Origin of the sequence: Microbacterium sp. cf046, assembly GCF_900114345.1 — a bacterium.
GTDB lineage: Bacteria > Actinomycetota > Actinomycetes > Actinomycetales > Microbacteriaceae > Microbacterium.
In genome coordinates, this window is the sequence record NZ_FOZJ01000001.1 from 185,840 (window position 1) to 200,946 (window position 15,107).

Annotated in this window: 14 protein-coding genes; 1 reads left to right on the forward strand and 13 read right to left on the reverse strand. The window is 69.0% G+C overall.

Annotated elements, in window-relative coordinates; all coding sequences use genetic code 11:
• Positions 1 to 141 precede the first annotated feature (141 nt).
• From rplI to BM349_RS00920, 6 genes are all read right to left on the reverse strand, one after another.
• The gene (rplI, locus tag BM349_RS00895; RefSeq protein WP_091701228.1) at positions 142 to 594 is read right to left on the reverse strand and encodes a 50S ribosomal protein L9; all 453 of its coding nucleotides are present in this window, start codon (positions 592 to 594) and stop codon (positions 142 to 144) included.
• Positions 595 to 603: 9 nt separating this feature from the next.
• Positions 604 to 858: a 30S ribosomal protein S18 gene (gene rpsR / locus BM349_RS00900; RefSeq protein ID WP_091701232.1), complete on the reverse strand. Its 255-nt coding sequence runs from the start codon at positions 856 to 858 to the stop codon at positions 604 to 606.
• Between the two features lie 109 nt (positions 859 to 967).
• Positions 968 to 1,477 (reverse strand): single-stranded DNA-binding protein, encoded by a 510-nt coding sequence (locus tag BM349_RS00905; RefSeq protein ID WP_091701235.1) that lies wholly within the window; start codon positions 1,475 to 1,477, stop codon positions 968 to 970.
• 5 nt (positions 1,478 to 1,482) lie between these two features.
• On the reverse strand, positions 1,483 to 1,866 hold the full coding sequence (gene rpsF / locus BM349_RS00910) for a 30S ribosomal protein S6 (protein ID WP_091701237.1): 384 nt from the start codon (positions 1,864 to 1,866) through the stop codon (positions 1,483 to 1,485).
• Between the two features lie 158 nt (positions 1,867 to 2,024).
• Positions 2,025 to 3,179, reverse strand: coding sequence for a CaiB/BaiF CoA transferase family protein (locus BM349_RS00915; protein WP_254773673.1), 1,155 nt, complete (start codon positions 3,177 to 3,179; stop codon positions 2,025 to 2,027).
• Positions 3,176 to 4,366, reverse strand: coding sequence for an acyl-CoA dehydrogenase family protein (locus tag BM349_RS00920; RefSeq protein WP_091701239.1), 1,191 nt, complete (start codon positions 4,364 to 4,366; stop codon positions 3,176 to 3,178). Before BM349_RS00920 ends, BM349_RS00915 begins: the two co-directional genes overlap by 4 nt.
• Before the next feature lie 199 nt (positions 4,367 to 4,565).
• Between BM349_RS00920 and BM349_RS00925 the strand changes: the two genes are divergently transcribed.
• Positions 4,566 to 5,795, forward strand: a complete 1,230-nt coding sequence (locus tag BM349_RS00925; protein ID WP_091701242.1) for a hypothetical protein — start codon at positions 4,566 to 4,568, stop codon at positions 5,793 to 5,795.
• Positions 5,796 to 5,810: 15 nt separating this feature from the next.
• Here the strand turns inward: BM349_RS00925 and BM349_RS00930 are convergent, their stop codons facing one another.
• The 7 genes from BM349_RS00930 to BM349_RS00960 form a co-directional block, all read right to left on the reverse strand.
• The gene (locus BM349_RS00930; RefSeq protein WP_091701245.1) at positions 5,811 to 7,481 is read right to left on the reverse strand and encodes an ABC transporter ATP-binding protein; all 1,671 of its coding nucleotides are present in this window, start codon (positions 7,479 to 7,481) and stop codon (positions 5,811 to 5,813) included.
• Complete coding sequence (locus BM349_RS00935) at positions 7,481 to 8,473, reverse strand: ABC transporter permease (protein ID WP_091701248.1); 993 nt, start codon at positions 8,471 to 8,473, stop codon at positions 7,481 to 7,483. The genes BM349_RS00930 and BM349_RS00935 overlap by 1 nt, the downstream gene beginning before the upstream one ends.
• Position 8,474: 1 nt before the next feature.
• Entirely contained in the window at positions 8,475 to 9,563 is a 1,089-nt protein-coding gene (locus tag BM349_RS00940; RefSeq protein WP_091701249.1) for an ABC transporter permease, read from the reverse strand.
• Positions 9,564 to 9,655: 92 nt separating this feature from the next.
• Positions 9,656 to 11,290 carry an ABC transporter substrate-binding protein gene (locus BM349_RS00945; RefSeq protein ID WP_091701252.1) on the reverse strand — a complete coding sequence of 545 codons (1,635 nt, stop codon included), beginning with the start codon at positions 11,288 to 11,290 and terminating at the stop codon, positions 9,656 to 9,658.
• A 145-nt stretch (positions 11,291 to 11,435) separates the two neighbouring features.
• Entirely contained in the window at positions 11,436 to 11,834 is a 399-nt protein-coding gene (locus tag BM349_RS00950; protein WP_091701256.1) for a DUF779 domain-containing protein, read from the reverse strand.
• Positions 11,835 to 12,016: 182 nt separating this feature from the next.
• Complete coding sequence (locus BM349_RS00955) at positions 12,017 to 13,564, reverse strand: acetaldehyde dehydrogenase ExaC (RefSeq protein ID WP_091701258.1); 1,548 nt, start codon at positions 13,562 to 13,564, stop codon at positions 12,017 to 12,019.
• Positions 13,565 to 13,754: 190 nt separating this feature from the next.
• Positions 13,755 to 15,107 carry a GAF domain-containing protein gene (locus tag BM349_RS00960; RefSeq protein ID WP_091701261.1) on the reverse strand — a complete coding sequence of 451 codons (1,353 nt, stop codon included), beginning with the start codon at positions 15,105 to 15,107 and terminating at the stop codon, positions 13,755 to 13,757.

Genomic DNA, 15,107 nt, shown 5'->3' on the forward strand with positions numbered 1-15,107 from the left:
CGCGGCGCGAACCGCAAAAGGCGGATGCCGCAGACCTGACCCTCTGAGAGGGCCGGGCTGCGGCATCCGTGCGCCGTCGGAGACCTGCGGCAGATCCTTCGACGAGGTCGGGGATCGAGCGCCGCGGTGACCGAACTGCGGCTACTTGGCGGCGACCACCACGATCGTGATCACGGCGGTGAGGTCGTCGCGCAGGCGGATCGTCGCCTCGTGCTCGCCCACGGCCTTGATCGGCGACGTGATGTGGATCTTGCGCTTGTCGAGATCGCCCAGGCCTGCGGCCTTGACGGCGTCAGCGACATCGCCGGTCTTGACCGAGCCGAACAGGCGCCCTTCGGCGCCCGCCTTGACGGTGAGCTTGACCTTGTTGGACTCGAGGGCGTCCTTGAGCGCGACGGCCTCTTCGTGGTCGTGGATCACGCGGGCTTCGCGGCCGGCGCGGATCGACGCGACCTGCTTCTCGCCACCGCGGCTCCACGCCACTGCGTATCCCTGGGGGATCAGGTAGTTGCGGGCGTACCCGTTCTTGACCTCGACCACGTCGCCGGCGCTTCCGAGCCCGGCGACCTCGTTCGTGAGAATGAGCTTCGACATATCCCGTCCCTACCTGCCGGCGCCGGCGTAGGGCAGGAGTGCCATCTCGCGCGCGTTCTTGATGGCGCGGGCGATGAGGCGCTGCTCCTGCACGGAGACACCGGTGATACGACGGGCGCGGATCTTCCCGCGCTCCGAGATGAACTTGCGCAGCGTGGCGACGTCCTTGTAGTCGATCACGCCGACGCGGGTCGGCTTCGCGGGAGCGGCGTTCTTCGCGCCCTTCCGCGGCTTGCGGCGGTCGCCGCTTGACTTTCCAGCCATGGTTGTTCCTTTACTTGAAGATTGATGAACGGATGCCTCGCGCTGAGGCGTCTGCGATCGTCTGGGTCTCGATGCGGCGCGCGGACGCGCCTACTCGACCACCGGGTGCCTAGAACGGCGTGTCGTCGCCGTAGGCGCCGGGGGCGGCCCACGAGTCGCCGCTGCCGCTGCTCGAACCGCCGGCCGCCGGAGCGGACTGCGTGCCGGGCGTCGACCACGGCTCGTCCGAGACCTGGCCGCGGGACTGCCCGCCGCCGGCCGCGCGCGTCACCTGTGCGGTGGCGTAGCGGAGCGAGGGGCCGATCTCGTCGACCTCGAGCTCGATCGCGGTGCGCTTCTCGCCCTCACGGGTCTCGTAGGAGCGCTGCTTGAGACGACCGGTCGCGATGACGCGGGAGCCCTTGGTCAGCGACCCTGCGACGTGCTCGGCGAACTCGCGCCACACGCTCGCGCGGAGGAACAGCGCTTCGCCGTCCTTCCACTCGTTGGCCTGACGGTCGAAGTTGCGCGGCGTCGACGCGATCGTGAAGTTCGCGACGGGGAGTCCGTTCTGCGTGTAGCGCAGTTCGGGATCAGCCGTGAGGTTTCCCACGACGGTGATGATCGTCTCGCCGGCCATCGTCGCTACGCGTCCTGCTTGACGGGCTTGGCGGGGCGGGCTGCCTTGCGGGCTGCCTTCTCCTCGGCGCGCACGCGCTCGGACTCGATCAGGGCGATCGCTTCCTCGGCGCGCAGGACCTTGGTGCGCATGACGGTCTCGCTGAGCTTCAGCTGACGGTCGAGCTCCTGAGTCGCTGCGCTGGTCGCGGTGAAGGCGACGACGGCGTAGATGCCCTCGTTCTTCTTCTGGATCTCGTACGCAAGACGGCGCTTGCCCCAGATGTCGACCTTGTCGATCGAGCCACCGTCGTTCGTGATGACCTTCAAGAACTTGTCGAGGTTCGGAGCGACCTGTCGCTCATCGATCTCGGGGCTCAGAATGACCATGAGTTCGTACTGGTGCGTCACTAACCCACCTCCTTCGGACTAGAACGGCCGCCGAGCATCTCTCGACAGCAGGAGGGTGTGTGCACGTCGCCCGGCGTGCGCACGCAGGGGTGCGGTCCGGACAACCCTCCTATGCTACCGGATGCCGCGCCTGAGCCCGAATCCGGGCCGGATGGGCTTCATGAGAGGAAGGCGTCCAGCCATGCCCGGTCGGCATCCCGGGCGGGCGGGGCGAGGGGGTACGCCGCAGGCGTGGCCGAGAACGAGATCGGATGCCGCACCCCCGGCATCCGCTCACCATCGGCGCCCGCCGACACGACCGGATCGAGCCCGAGCTCGTCGGCCCACGCGAATGCCTCGCCGACGTCGAGGATCGGCGCGCACGGGACACCGGCCGCGGTGAGCAGGTCGTACCAGTCGCGGGCTGAGCGGGCGGCCAGTGCGGCTTCGAGCGCGGGTCGCAGTTCCTCGCGGTTCGCGGCGCGCGCACGCGAGGTCGCGTAGCGGTGGTCGGCTGCCAGGGCGGGCGCGGCGAGCGCGTTGCACAGCCGTGCGAACTGCCCGTCGTTGCCGACCGCGATCACGAGCTCGCCCTCCCCGGTGCGAAACGGTCCGTACGGGAAGATGCTGGGGTGATCGTTGCCCAGTCGCTGCGGGACGACGCCGGCGAGCGCATACGCTCCGGACTGGTTGACGAGGGCCGACAGCGCGGAGGACAGGAGATTGACCTCGATCCGCTGGCCCTCGCCGGTCGCCTCGCGGTGGCGCAGTGCGGCCAGGATGCCGACCGCGGCGTGCAGTCCCGTCACGACGTCGACGATCGCGACTCCGGCCTTGGTGGGCTCGCCGTCGCGCGGACCGGTGACGCTCATGAGCCCGGAGAGCGCCTGGGCGAGCACGTCGTAGCCGGGCAGGTCCGAGCCCGGCCCCCACCCGCTGATCGAGGCGTAGACCACACCCGGGTTGTGCGCCTTCACGCTCGCGTAGTCGAGTCCGAAGTGCGCGGTCCCGCCCGGCTTGAAGTTCTCGATCATCACGTCTGCCCGGCCGGCGAGCCGCTGAGCGGTCGCCCGGCCCGCGGCGTCGTGCAGATCGAGGGTCACCGCGCGCTTGTTGCGGTTCACCGACAGGTAGTAGGTCGCCTCGTCGCCATGCGCTCCGGCGCGGGTGGGCGGCATCCAATGGCGGGTCTCGTCGCCGGCGGGTCCTTCGACTTTGACGACCGTCGCGCCGAGGTCGCCGAGCAGCATGGTGCAGTACGGCCCGGCGAGCACGCGCGAGAAGTCCGCGACGATCAGCCCGGCGAGCGGGCCTGCGGCCGCGGCATTCGTCACCGGAATGCCCCGATGCCGGTGAGGTGCTCTCCGAGGATCAGGGTGTGCACCTCGTCGGTGCCCTCGTAGGTGCGCACGGACTCCAGGTTCGCGGCATGGCGGATGGGGGAGTGCTCGATCAGCACGCCGTTGCCGCCGAGGATCGTGCGGGCCTCTCGGGCGATCGCGATCGCCTCCCGCACGTTGTTCAGCTTGCCGAGCGAGATCTGCACCGGGGTGAGCCGGCCGGCGTCCTTCAGGCGGCCGAGGTGCAGGGCCAGCAGTGCGCCCTTCTGCAGCTCCACGACCATGTCGACGAGCTTCTGCTGCGTCAGCTGGAATCCGGCGATCGGTCGGCCGAACTGCTCCCGCTCGAGGGCGTATCGCAGTGCGGCCTCGTAGCTGTCGCGCCCGGCGCCCAGCGCTCCCCACACGATGCCGTAGCGGGCTTCGTTCAGCGCCGAGAACGGCCCGCGCAGACCGCGTGCGCCGGGAAGCAGAGCGGATTCGGGCAGCCTGACGTCGTCGAAGTGCAGCTCCGCCTGGATCGACGCGCGCATCGACAGCTTGGGCTCGAGCACGGAGACATGGAAGCCGGGCGCGTCGGTCGGCACGATGAACCCGCGGACCCCGTCGTCGGTCTGCGCCCACACCACGGCGAGCGCCGCGATCGATGCGAGGCCGATCCAGCGCTTGGATCCGGTCAGCACCCAATCCGACCCGTCCCGCCGCGCGAAGGTCTTCATGCTCGACGGGTCGGAGCCTGCGGTCGGCTCGGTCAACCCGAAGCTGCCGATCGCCTCGCCGCACGCCATGCGCGGCAGCCATTCCTGCTTCTGCTCTTCGCTGCCCCAGCGGTGGATCGAACCCATCGCGAGCGACCCCTGCACCGACACGAAGGTGCGCAGCCCTGAGTCGCCGGCCTCCAGTTCGAGCGCCGCCAGCCCGTATTCGACGGCGCTGCGACCGGGGCATCCGTACCCCTCGAGGTTCATGCCCAGCACGCCCAGCTCGCCGAATGCGGGCGCGAGCTCGGCGGGGAAGTGCGCGCGGTCGAACCAGTCGGCGATGTTCGGGCGGATCTCGGCGTCGACGAACGAGCGCACCCGGTCGCGGACGGCCAGTTCGCCGGCGCTCAGCAGCGCATCGATCGCGAGGACGTCGGATGCCGTCCGCAGCGCCCCGATCTCACGTCGGTCGTTCGTCATGACGCCTCCTCCTCGAGCCCCTCCTATCGTGCCGTCTCCGGCCGCGGCGCGGGGAATCCGCTGGGAGATTGCGACGGTTCGGGCGGTCGCGCCGCGATGTCAGGGCGATCCGTGCCGGATCCTCGACGCCTTCGCGCACGTCCTGCCGGACCGGCCCGGAGTACCGTGTGAGCATGCGGTCGGGACTCGGCGGACTCACGTGAGCGCGGTCCCGTTCGATCCTCGTCCGCTCGTCGAGCCGGTGGACCGCAACGCGGTGCGCGAGTACACCCGCCGGCTGCGTCAGAGCGGGGCGGTCGGCTCCGTCTTCAGCTCGGGAGCCCGCACCGTGGCGATCATCATGGGCGCCGCGTTCTTCATCGTGTTCGGCTCCGTGTTCATCACGGTGGCCGCGTCCATCCTGAGCGCCCTGGCATCGATCGGGTCGGGCGACATCGGCGGCCCGCTGATCATCAGCGCGATCGGAGCCGTCCTGCCGATCCTGGTGGTCGGCGGTGCGATGGCGGCCATCGTGATCGCGGTGGTGCGCGGTGGCCTCGGCGGCCAGGAGCGCTGGTATCGGCTGAGCAGATTCGCGGCGGCGAACGGCATGACCTTCCTCCCATCGCTGCCCGCGCCCGCACTGCCGGGCATGATCTTCAACGTCGGCGGCGCGCGGTCCTCGAGCGACCTCGTCCGCGGGGAGGAGCCGCGATTCGTCGAGTTCGCGAACTACCAGTACACGACCGGCTCGGGCAAGAATCGCACGACTCACCGCTGGGGATATGTCGCGATCAAGCTCGACGTGCCGCTGCCGAACATCGTGCTCGACGCGACGAGCAACAACAGTCTCTTCGGCTCGAACCTGCCGGCCACGTTCGACCGGGACCAGAAGCTCAGTCTCGAGGGCGATTTCGACCAGCACTTCTCGCTGTACTGCCCGGAAGGCTACGAGCAGGACGCCCTGTACCTGTTCACACCCGACATCATGGCCCGCTTCATCGACCATGCCGCGGCCCTGGATGTGGAGATCGTGGACGACTGGCTCTTCCTCTACGGCAAGCGCGAGTTCTCCAGCCTCGACCCGGCGACGTGGGCCTGGCTGTTCTCGGTCGTCGCGGCGCTTCTTGACAAGTTCGCGCAGTGGGCGCGCTGGCGCGACGAGAAGCTGCAGACGGATGCCGCGGCGTTCGGTGCCGCCACGCCGGGTGCAGGCGTCGCCGGTGTGGCGGCGGTCGCCGGCGATCCGGCATCCGCAACCGCGACCGCGCTGCCGTTCGCCGCCCCGACGCAGGCGCTCGGACCTCCACCCGGCGTGGCACTGTCCGGCCGCCGCCTCAAGCGCGGCGTGCCGTGGGGTGCGATCGTCGTGCTCGGGGTGTTCGCGGCGTTCTGGCTCGCAGGCCAGTTCGGCCTGTTCGAGGTGTTCTTCGGGATGCTGAGTCCCTGACGGCTCGGCGGCGGGTCAGCTCTCCCGCGTGGCGTCCCAGACGGCACGGCGTGCGGCCTGCTCCACGGGGTCGGGGACCGGCAGCGAGGCGATGAGGCGCTTCGTGTAGGCGTCCTGGGGGTTGCCGAGCACTTGCGCGGTCGGACCCTCCTCGGCGATCTCGCCGTTGTGCAGCACGACGATGCTGTGCGCCAGCAGGTCGACCACTGCGAGGTCGTGCGTGATGAACAGCGTGGCGAAGCCGAAGCGCTCCTGCAGCTCGCGGAAGAGCTCCAGCACCCGGGCCTGCACCGACACGTCCAGTGCGCTCGTCGGCTCGTCAGCGATCAGCAGCTTCGGGTCGAGGGCGAGCGCCCGCGCGAGCGAGGCCCGCTGGCGCTGCCCGCCGGAGAGTTCATGCGGATAGCGCTCCGCGAAGGCCTTCGGCAGCTGAACGGCCTCCAGGAGCTCATCGACCTTGGAGCGCGCGGCATCCGCGTCCTTCATGTCGGTGTGCACGATGAGCGGCTCGGCGACGTTCTGGGCGATCGTCAGCAGCGGGTTGAAGCTCGTGGCGGGGTCTTGGAAGACGAACCCCAGCTCCTTGCGCTGACGCTTGAAATCCCGCTCCTTGACGCCGAGCATCTCGGTGCCGAGGACGCGCAGAGACCCGCCGGCGACAGGCGTGAGGCCGGCGATGGCGCGGCCGATCGTGGTCTTGCCCGAGCCGCTCTCGCCGACAAGCCCGAGCACCTCGCCGGGGCCGATCTTGAAGCTGACGCGGTCGACTGCCCGGAACGCGGCGCGCCGGAATCGGCCGGCGTACTCGATCACGAGATCCTGCGCGACGACGATCGGCTCGGCCGTGGTCGATCCTTCCGGCAGCTGCCGGTCGCTGATCTCGAGCCGCGGTACGGCGGCGAGCAGCTTCTTGGTGTACTCGTGGGTCGGGGCGGCGAAGAGCTCGGTCGCGGTGGCGGTCTCGACGATCTCGCCGTCGAGCATGACGGCGACCCGGTCGGCGAGGTCGGCGACGACGCCCATGTTGTGGGTGATCAGCACGATCGCGGTGCCGTCCTCGTCGCGAAGGCGGCGAAGCAGCTCGAGGATCTCCGCCTGCACGGTCACATCGAGTGCCGTGGTGGGCTCGTCGGCGATGATCACGGTCGGGTCGAGCGCGAGCGCCGTCGCGATCACGATGCGCTGCTTCTGTCCGCCCGAGAACTGGTGCGGATAGTCGTCCACGCGGTGCTCGGCATCGGGGATGCCGACGCGTCGCAGCATCTCGATGGCGTGCGCGCGCGCTTCGGATTTCGTGTACTTGCCGTGGGCACGCAGGCCCTCGGCGAGCTGCCAGCCCACGGTGAAGACCGGGTTCAGTGCGGTCGAAGGCTCCTGGAAGATCATCGCGGCCTTCGTGCCGCGCACGTCGCGCAGCTCCTTCTTGCCGAGCCCGACCACGTCGGTGCCGTCGAGGATGACCGCGCCGCCCATCCGGGCCGTCTCAGGCAGGAGCCCGAGGATCGTCCGCGCGGTGACGGTCTTGCCGCTGCCGGACTCGCCGACGATCGCGAGCACCTCGCCCCGACGCACGTCGAGGGTCACGCCGCGGACGGCGTGCACATCGCCGCCGTCGGTCGCGAACGACACGTCGAGTTCGCGGATGTCGACCGCGAGGGCCTGGGATGCTGCCGGCACGGCGGCCATCACTCCACCTCTCCCATGAACTCGCGCGTGATCGGCTGCGAGGCGGCCACCGCGTCCGCCGGTGTCTGCTTGCCGGCCCGGCGACGGGCGCGCAGGCGCGGATCGGCGAGGTCGTTCAGGCTCTCGCCGATGAGCGTGATCCCGAGGATGGCGAGCAGGATCGCGACGCCCGGGGGTATGGCCGTCCACCAGATGCCGGCCGAGACGTCTCCGATCGACTCCTTCAGGTCGTAGCCCCACTCGGCGGCGGCCGTCGGCTCGATGCCGAACCCGAGGAAGCCGAGCGCAGCGAGCGTGGAGATGGCCTCCGAGGCGTTCAGCGTCACGATCAGCGGAAGCGAGCGGGTCGCGTTGCGCAGCACGTGCACGAACATGATGCGCGAGGTCGACGCGCCGATCACCTTCGCCGACTCGACGAACGCCTCCGCCTTGACGCGCACGACCTCGGAGCGGACGACGCGGAAGTACTGCGGGATGAACACGACCGTGATCGAGACTGCGGCGGCGAAGATTCCCGGCCACAGCCCGGACTGGCCGCCGCTGATCGCGATCGCCGCGACGATCGCGAGCAGGAGGGTCGGGAACGCGTAGATCGCATCGGCGATGACCACGAGCACGCGGTCCAGCCAGCCGCCCAGGTACCCGGAGACCAGCCCGAGGAAGATGCCGATGAAGACCGAGAGCACGAGCGCCACGATGATCACCAGCAGCGCCGTCTGCGCACCCCAGATCGTGCGGGAGAGCACGTCGTAGCCGCCGACGGTCGTGCCGAGCAGATGCTCCGGACTCGGTGGCTGCTGCGCGCCGAACAGGCCGTCCGGGCCGCGCAGCTGGGCGTAGCCATAGGGCGCCAGCCACGGCGCGAGGACTGCCAGGAGCAGGAAGATCGCAGTGAGCACGAGGCCGGCGACGAGCATGCCGCGCTGGAGGCCGACGCTCTGTCGCAGCTGGTGCACGACGGGCAGGCGATCGCGTAGGCGGGGCTTGGCCATGTCAGTACCTCACCCTCGGGTCGAGGAACGCCGCGATCACGTCGACGATGAAGTTGGTGAGCGCGACGAGGATCGCGATGAGCGCCACGATCCCCTGGACGGCGACGAAGTCGCGCGCGGCGAGATACTTGGTCAGCTGGAATCCGAGGCCCTGCCACTCGAATGTGGTCTCGGTCAGCACCGCGCCGCCGAGCAGCAGGGCGATCTGCAGGCCGATGACCGTGATGATCGGGATGAGGGCGGGCTTATACGCGTGCTTCCGCACGAGCCGGTACTCGCTGATGCCGCGCGACCGGGCCGCATCGATGTAGGGCATGTTGAAGGTGCCGATGACGTTCGTCCGCACCAGGCGGAGGAAGATGCCGGCGGTGACCAGGCCGAGCACCATCGCGGGCAGCACGGCGTGCGAGATCACATCCTGCACGTACGCGGGATTCCCCGAGGCGATCGCATCGATCAGGTAGAAGCCCGTCCCGCCCTGCCGATTCAGGGCGATCTCGGTGCGCACGTCGGCGCGCCCGCTCACCGGGAACCAGCCGAGCCAGACCGAGAAGACGAGCTTGGCGAGCAGGCCGGCGAAGAACACCGGCGTCGCGTAGAAGAGGATCGCGCTGACGCGGAGGCCGGCATCCGGTGCGTGGTCGCGCTTGGCGGCGGCGATCATCCCCAGCGGAATGCCGACGATGAAGGCGATCAGCAGCGCGTAGACGACGAGCTCGAGCGTGGCCGTGCCGTACGTGATCAGCACGTCGGTGACCAGCCGGTTGTCGGTGAGGGTCGTGCCGAAGTTGCCGGTGAACACCTGGCCGAGGTACTCGATGTACTGCACGATGATCGGCCGGTCGTAGCCGGCTTCGTGGATGCGGTCGGCCAGCTGATCCGCGGGCAGGCGCCCGCCGAGCGCGGCCGTGATCGGATCGCCGGTGAGGCGGATCAGGAAGAAGACGAGGGTGACCAGGATGAACACGGTCGGGATGATCAGCAGGGCGCGTACCAGGAGGTACCGGCCGAGGGTTCCGCCCGATTTCGGTCTGCGCCGCGCGAGGAAGGCCGGTGGCTCCTCGACCGATGCGACGTCACTCGTCGTCATGGATGAAGCCTATCTGTGGGGGCGGGAAGCCTGAGGGTGAGCATGCGATGGGGCGGCCCGGAATGCGAGCCGCCCCATCGTTCGAGCGATGACTACTTGGTGAGCGGAGCGAAGCGGAACTTGAACGACGCGTCGAGGATGACCCCGTCGACGTCGGTTCCGGCCACGGCCACCTGTGCACCCTGGAGCAGCGGGACGGTCGAGAGCAGCTCGCCGACGCGCGCCTGGATGTCCTCGATCTCCTGCGTACGCGCCGCCGGGTCGGGCTCGACGGCCTGCTGGAGGATGAGGTCCTCCGTCTGCTGGTCGCTGAAGTGGTTGCCCAGGAAGTTGTCCGTCAGGAAGAACGGCGTCAGGTAGTTGTCCGCGTCCGAGTAGTCCGGGAACCAGCCGAGCTGGTAGGCCGGGTACACGTCCGACGTGCGGTCCTTGGAGTACTGGACCCACTCGGTCGACTTGAGGTCGACGGTGAACAGGCCGCTCTCCTCGAGCTGCGACTTCACCAGCGCGTACTCGTCACCCGACGACGGGCCGTAGTGGTCGGGGCTGTACTGCAGGCTCAGTGCGACCGGGGTGGTCACGCCGGCAGCCTCGAGGGTCGCCTTCGCCTTCTCGACATCCGGGCCGCCGTTTCCGTCGCCGTACAGGTCCTTCAGCACCTGGGTGGCGCCGTTGAAGCCGTCCGGAACGTACGAGTACAGCGGGGTGTAGGTGCCCTTGTAGACCTGCTCCGAGATCGCGTCGCGGTCGACCAGGTTCGCGACGGCCTGGCGCACGGCCAGTGCCTTCGCCGAGTCGGCCTCGGGCGTGGTGGCGCCGTAGGGCTGCGTGTCGAAGTTGAACACGATGTAGCGGATCTCGCCACCGGGGCCGTCGATGACCTGGACGGCGTCGTTGGTCGCCAGGTCGGCCACGTCGGTCGAGGACAGGCTGCGGTACGCCACGTCGATGTCGCCCTCCTGAACGGCGAGCTTCAGGTTCGAAGACTCGGCGAAGTAGCTCAGGATGACGGCGCTGTTGACCGGTGCGTCCAGCAGGCCCTTGTAGTTCTCGTTGGGCGTGAACTCGACGGTCTTGTTGAAGTCGTACGAGGTGATCGCGTACGGGCCGCCGAAGGCGTTGGCGTCGACGATGTCCTGGTCGGGCGTGATCGCATCGGCCGAGAACACCTCGTCGTCGACGATCGCACCGGGGAAGCTCGTCAGGATCGACGGGAAGACCTGGTCGTTCGCCGTCTTCAGCTTGAAGACGACGGTGGTCTCGTCGGGGGTCTCGACGCTGTCGAGGTTGTAGAGCAGGCTCGATGCGCCGTTCGGGTCGGCGATGGCGATGTTGCGGTCGAACGAGAACTTGACGTCGGCCGAGGTGAGGTCGTTGCCGTTGGCCCACTTGAGACCCTCGGGAAGCGTGACCGTGTACTCGGTCGGCGAGGTGAACTCGGCCGTCTCAGCGAGGTCGGGGACGACCTCGGTGGTGTTGTAGTCGGTGTTGACGAGGTACGGGAACACCTGCGTCTGGACCGCGAGCGAGCCGTTGTCGTACGAGCCCGCCGGGTCGAGGGTCGTGACCTTGTCGGTGGTGCCGACGATGATCGGCTCACCCGAAGCGGCATCGTCCGTGGCGGTGCCTCCGCCGCCACCGGCGCAGCCGGCGAGGAGAAGTGCCGAGGCGCCGAAGGCGCCGAGGGCGAGGCCGAGACGGCCGCGCCCGCTGTGGTGCAGTGTCATAGTGCTACCTCTGCTGTGAAGGAGTCGGCCACTCCGGGAAGGGTGGCCCTCTCGCTATCTAAGACCGCGAGGTGGCGATCGGCAATCGAGTGAACGTTTCGTAACGGAACTGAGACTCTCCCGAAACGACACCGGATGCCGGGTCCTACGGCGTCGGCTTCAGCCCGAAGTGCTCGAGCTCGGAGTCATCCAGCATCCGCGAGCGGATCAGGAACCGCATCCCGGTCGGGCCTTCGACGCTGAATCCGGCGCCCCGGCCCGGTACCAGATCGATCGTGAGGTGCGTGTACTTCCAGTATTCGAACTGCGACTCCGACATGTAGACCTCGACCGGGTCGTCCAGCCCGACCTCGATCGCGCCGAGGCGCACGTCGCTCTGGCCGGTGACGAACATCCCGATCGGGTAGCACATCGGCGAGCTGCCGTCGCAGCATCCGCCCGACTGGTGGAACATGAGCGGGCCGTGCTGCTTCGTGAGGTCGCGGACGAGGGATGCCGCTGCATCCGTCACCGCGACCCGCTCGTGGGTCTGCGTCTGGGCCATGATCGCTCCTTCGGCTCGTGCTTCGGCTCGTGCTCGTCTCATGCTTCGGACCGCGAGACTGCAGCCGAGCGCCGAGACTGCGGGTGTGAGCCGCGGTCTCGGCGTCAGGGTGCGGTTTCGGCTCCGGGGACGTGGGGAGGAGGGCGGCGGGCCCCCGGGGGAAGGCGCCCGCGGCCTCCGGATCAGAAGAAGCCCATCGGCCCTTCCGCGTACGAGACCAGGAGGTTCTTGGTCTGCTGGTAGTGATCGAGCATCCGCAGGTGGTTCTCGCGGCCGATGCCCGACTGCTTGTAGCCGCCGAACGCCGCGTGCGCGGGGTACTGGTGGTACGTGTTCGTCCAGACGCGCCCGGCCTCGATCGCGCGCCCGGCGCGATACGCCGTGCTCATGTCTCGGCTCCAGACTCCGGCGCCGAGGCCGTAGAGGGTGTCGTTGGCGATCGAGATCGCATCGTCGAAGTCGTCGAACGACGTGACCGACAGCACGGGGCCGAAGATCTCCTCCTGGAAGATCCGCATGTCGTTCGTGCCCTCGAAGATCGTGGGCTGGACGTAGTACCCCTCGGTGAGGTCGCCGCCGAGATCCGCGCGCTCGCCGCCGAGGAGCAGCTTCGCGCCGCCCTGCTTGCCGATGTCGATGTAGCTCAGGATCTTCTCGAGCTGGTCGTTCGAGGCCTGCGCGCCGATCATCGTGTCGGGGTCGAGCGGGTTGCCCTGCTTGACGGCCTTCACGCGCTCGATGCCGTCGCCGAGCAGCTGGTCGTAGATCGATCGCTGGATGAGCGCGCGCGACGGGCAGGTGCACACCTCTCCGTTGTTGAGGGCGAAGAACGAGAAGCCCTCGAGCGCCTTGTCGTAGAAGGAGTCGCGCGAGCGTGCCACATCTTCGAAGAAGACGTTCGGGCTCTTACCACCGAGCTCGAGGGTCACCGGGATGAGGTTCTGCGACGCGTACTGCATGATCAGGCGTCCGGTGGTGGTCTCGCCGGTGAAGGCGATCTTGCGGATCCGCTTGTGCGAGGCGAGCGGCGCACCGGCTTCGATGCCGAAGCCGTTGACGATGTTCAGCACGCCGGCCGGGATCAGGTCGCCGATGATGTCGATCAGGAAGAGGATGGACGCCGGCGTCTGCTCGGCGGGCTTGAGCACGACGCAGTTGCCGGCGGCCAGTGCCGGGGCGAGCTTCCACGTGGCCATCAGGATCGGGAAGTTCCACGGGATGATCTGGCCGACGACGCCGAGCGGCTCCTGGAAGTGGTACGCCACGGTGTCGTGGTCGAGCTGAGAGATCCCGCCCTCCTGGGCACGCAGCACTCCGGCGAAGTAGCGGAAGTGGTCGATCGCGAGGGGGATGTCGGCGGCGAGGGTCTCGCGGACCGGCTTGCCGTTCTCCCACGTCTCGGCGACCGCGATCGCCTCGAGGTTCTCCTCCATGCGGTCGGCGATCTTCAGGAGGATGTTGCTGCGCTCGGTCGGGCTCGTCCGGCCCCACGCGGCGAAGGCCTTCCACGCCGCATCCACCGCCCGGTCGATGTCTTCGACGGTGCCGCGGCCGACCTCGGTGAAGGGCTTGCCGTTCACGGGCGAGATGTTCTCGAACCACTGCCCCTTGACCGGGTCGACCCACTCGCCGCCGATGTAGTGGCCGTAACGCGGGCGGTAGTCGGCGACCGCGCCCCGGGTGTTGGGAGCGGCGTAGATGCTCGAGACGCCCTCTTCGACGATGGTCATGATCTCTCCTCGGTCTTCTTCGACGGAACGGATACGCGACGGCGTGGTCGCGGCGTTGCGACGACGGTAGGCGCCGGCAGGTTGCACGATGTTGCGAGGGTCGGATGCGGGAGTGTTTCGTCTCCTCGCTGCGCTCCGCGCTCAACGGACGGATGCTCCGCGCGTCGCTCAGCGAGACGACACGCAGCGACTACTCGGACGCTTCGAGGCGTTCGATCCGCGCGACCAGGGCGGCACGCTTCGGCGAGCGCGCCGGCAGCAGCTTGAGGCACAGGCGCAGAAGCTCGTCGTCTTCCGATCCGGCGGCGGTCTCGGCGTAGGCGAGCAGCACGTCGACGCTCGCCTCGGCCAGCAGGGCCTCGCGGAGCGCCGTGCGAACGGTGTCGCGCAGCTCCTCCACCCCCGGCGACGAGGATGACGGAAGCACATCGCCGCGATAGGCCGCGAGCGCAACGCGATGGGCGCCGCGATCCAGCAGAGACAGAACCTGCTGGGCATCGGTTTCGAGATCGGTCGTGAGGCGGTACGGGCGGGACTCGGGCACGAGAGCCGGTGTCGCCTTCTCGAGCACCTTGCGCAGGCGCACCATCTCGGCGCGCAGGGTGACGGAGGCTCCGGCATCCGCATCGCCGTAGACGAGCTCGCCGAGTCGTTCCGCCGACACCCCCTGCCGGTGCGTCGCGAGCATGAGCAGCAGCTCGGCGTGGCGCTGCCCGAGTTCGGACACCGTCTCCGAGCCGCTGCGGGCGACTTCGAGCAGAGCGCGGTCGCGACCAAGCACCCGGAGGGTCACCCGGTCGGTCTCGGTCTTCGCCCCGGCGGGTGCATGTCGGCTCGATCCGCGGCTCGGGGCGGGCCGCTCGGCGCGGGCCCGCAGCCGCGCGACCAGGAGTTCGCCTTCGATCGCGCGGGCGGTCGCATCCACCAGCAGCTGAGCCTGCGGCGTCACCACCTCGTCGCCGCCGGTCACGTCGATCACGCCCAGGATGCGGCGCGATTCGGGATCGTGCACCGGCACTGCCGTGCACGACCAGGGCTGGACCAGTCGGTTGAAGTGCTCGGCGCCCCGGATCTGCACCGAGCGGTCCAGCGCGAGCGAAGTCCCGGGTGCCGATGTGCCGACACTCGCCTCCGACCAGTTCGCCCCCTCCACGAAGCCCATGTCGCCCGTCAGGGTGCGGATGCTGTGATCGCCCTCGACCCAGAGCAGACGGCCGGCCGCATCTCCGACGGCGACCACGACTCCCGACTCGGCGGCTTCGCCGGGCAGCAGCAGAGCGCGAACCATGTCCATCACGCTCGCCAGCGGATGCGTCCGCCGGTATTCCTCGAGCTCCTCCACCGCCAGGTCGAGCGGCGGGAGCCCTTCGGCGCCGACGAGGCTCGCGAGCGAGCGGCGCCACGACTCCTGTACCAGTGGCCGCACATCCCGCATGCGGCGATCGGCCGGATTGCCGGCCACGAGCTCCTCATGCGCGCGTTCGATCAGCAGGCGGGAGGTCTGCGGCGAGACCTCGCGTCGGGGCGACCACGGCGATGACAT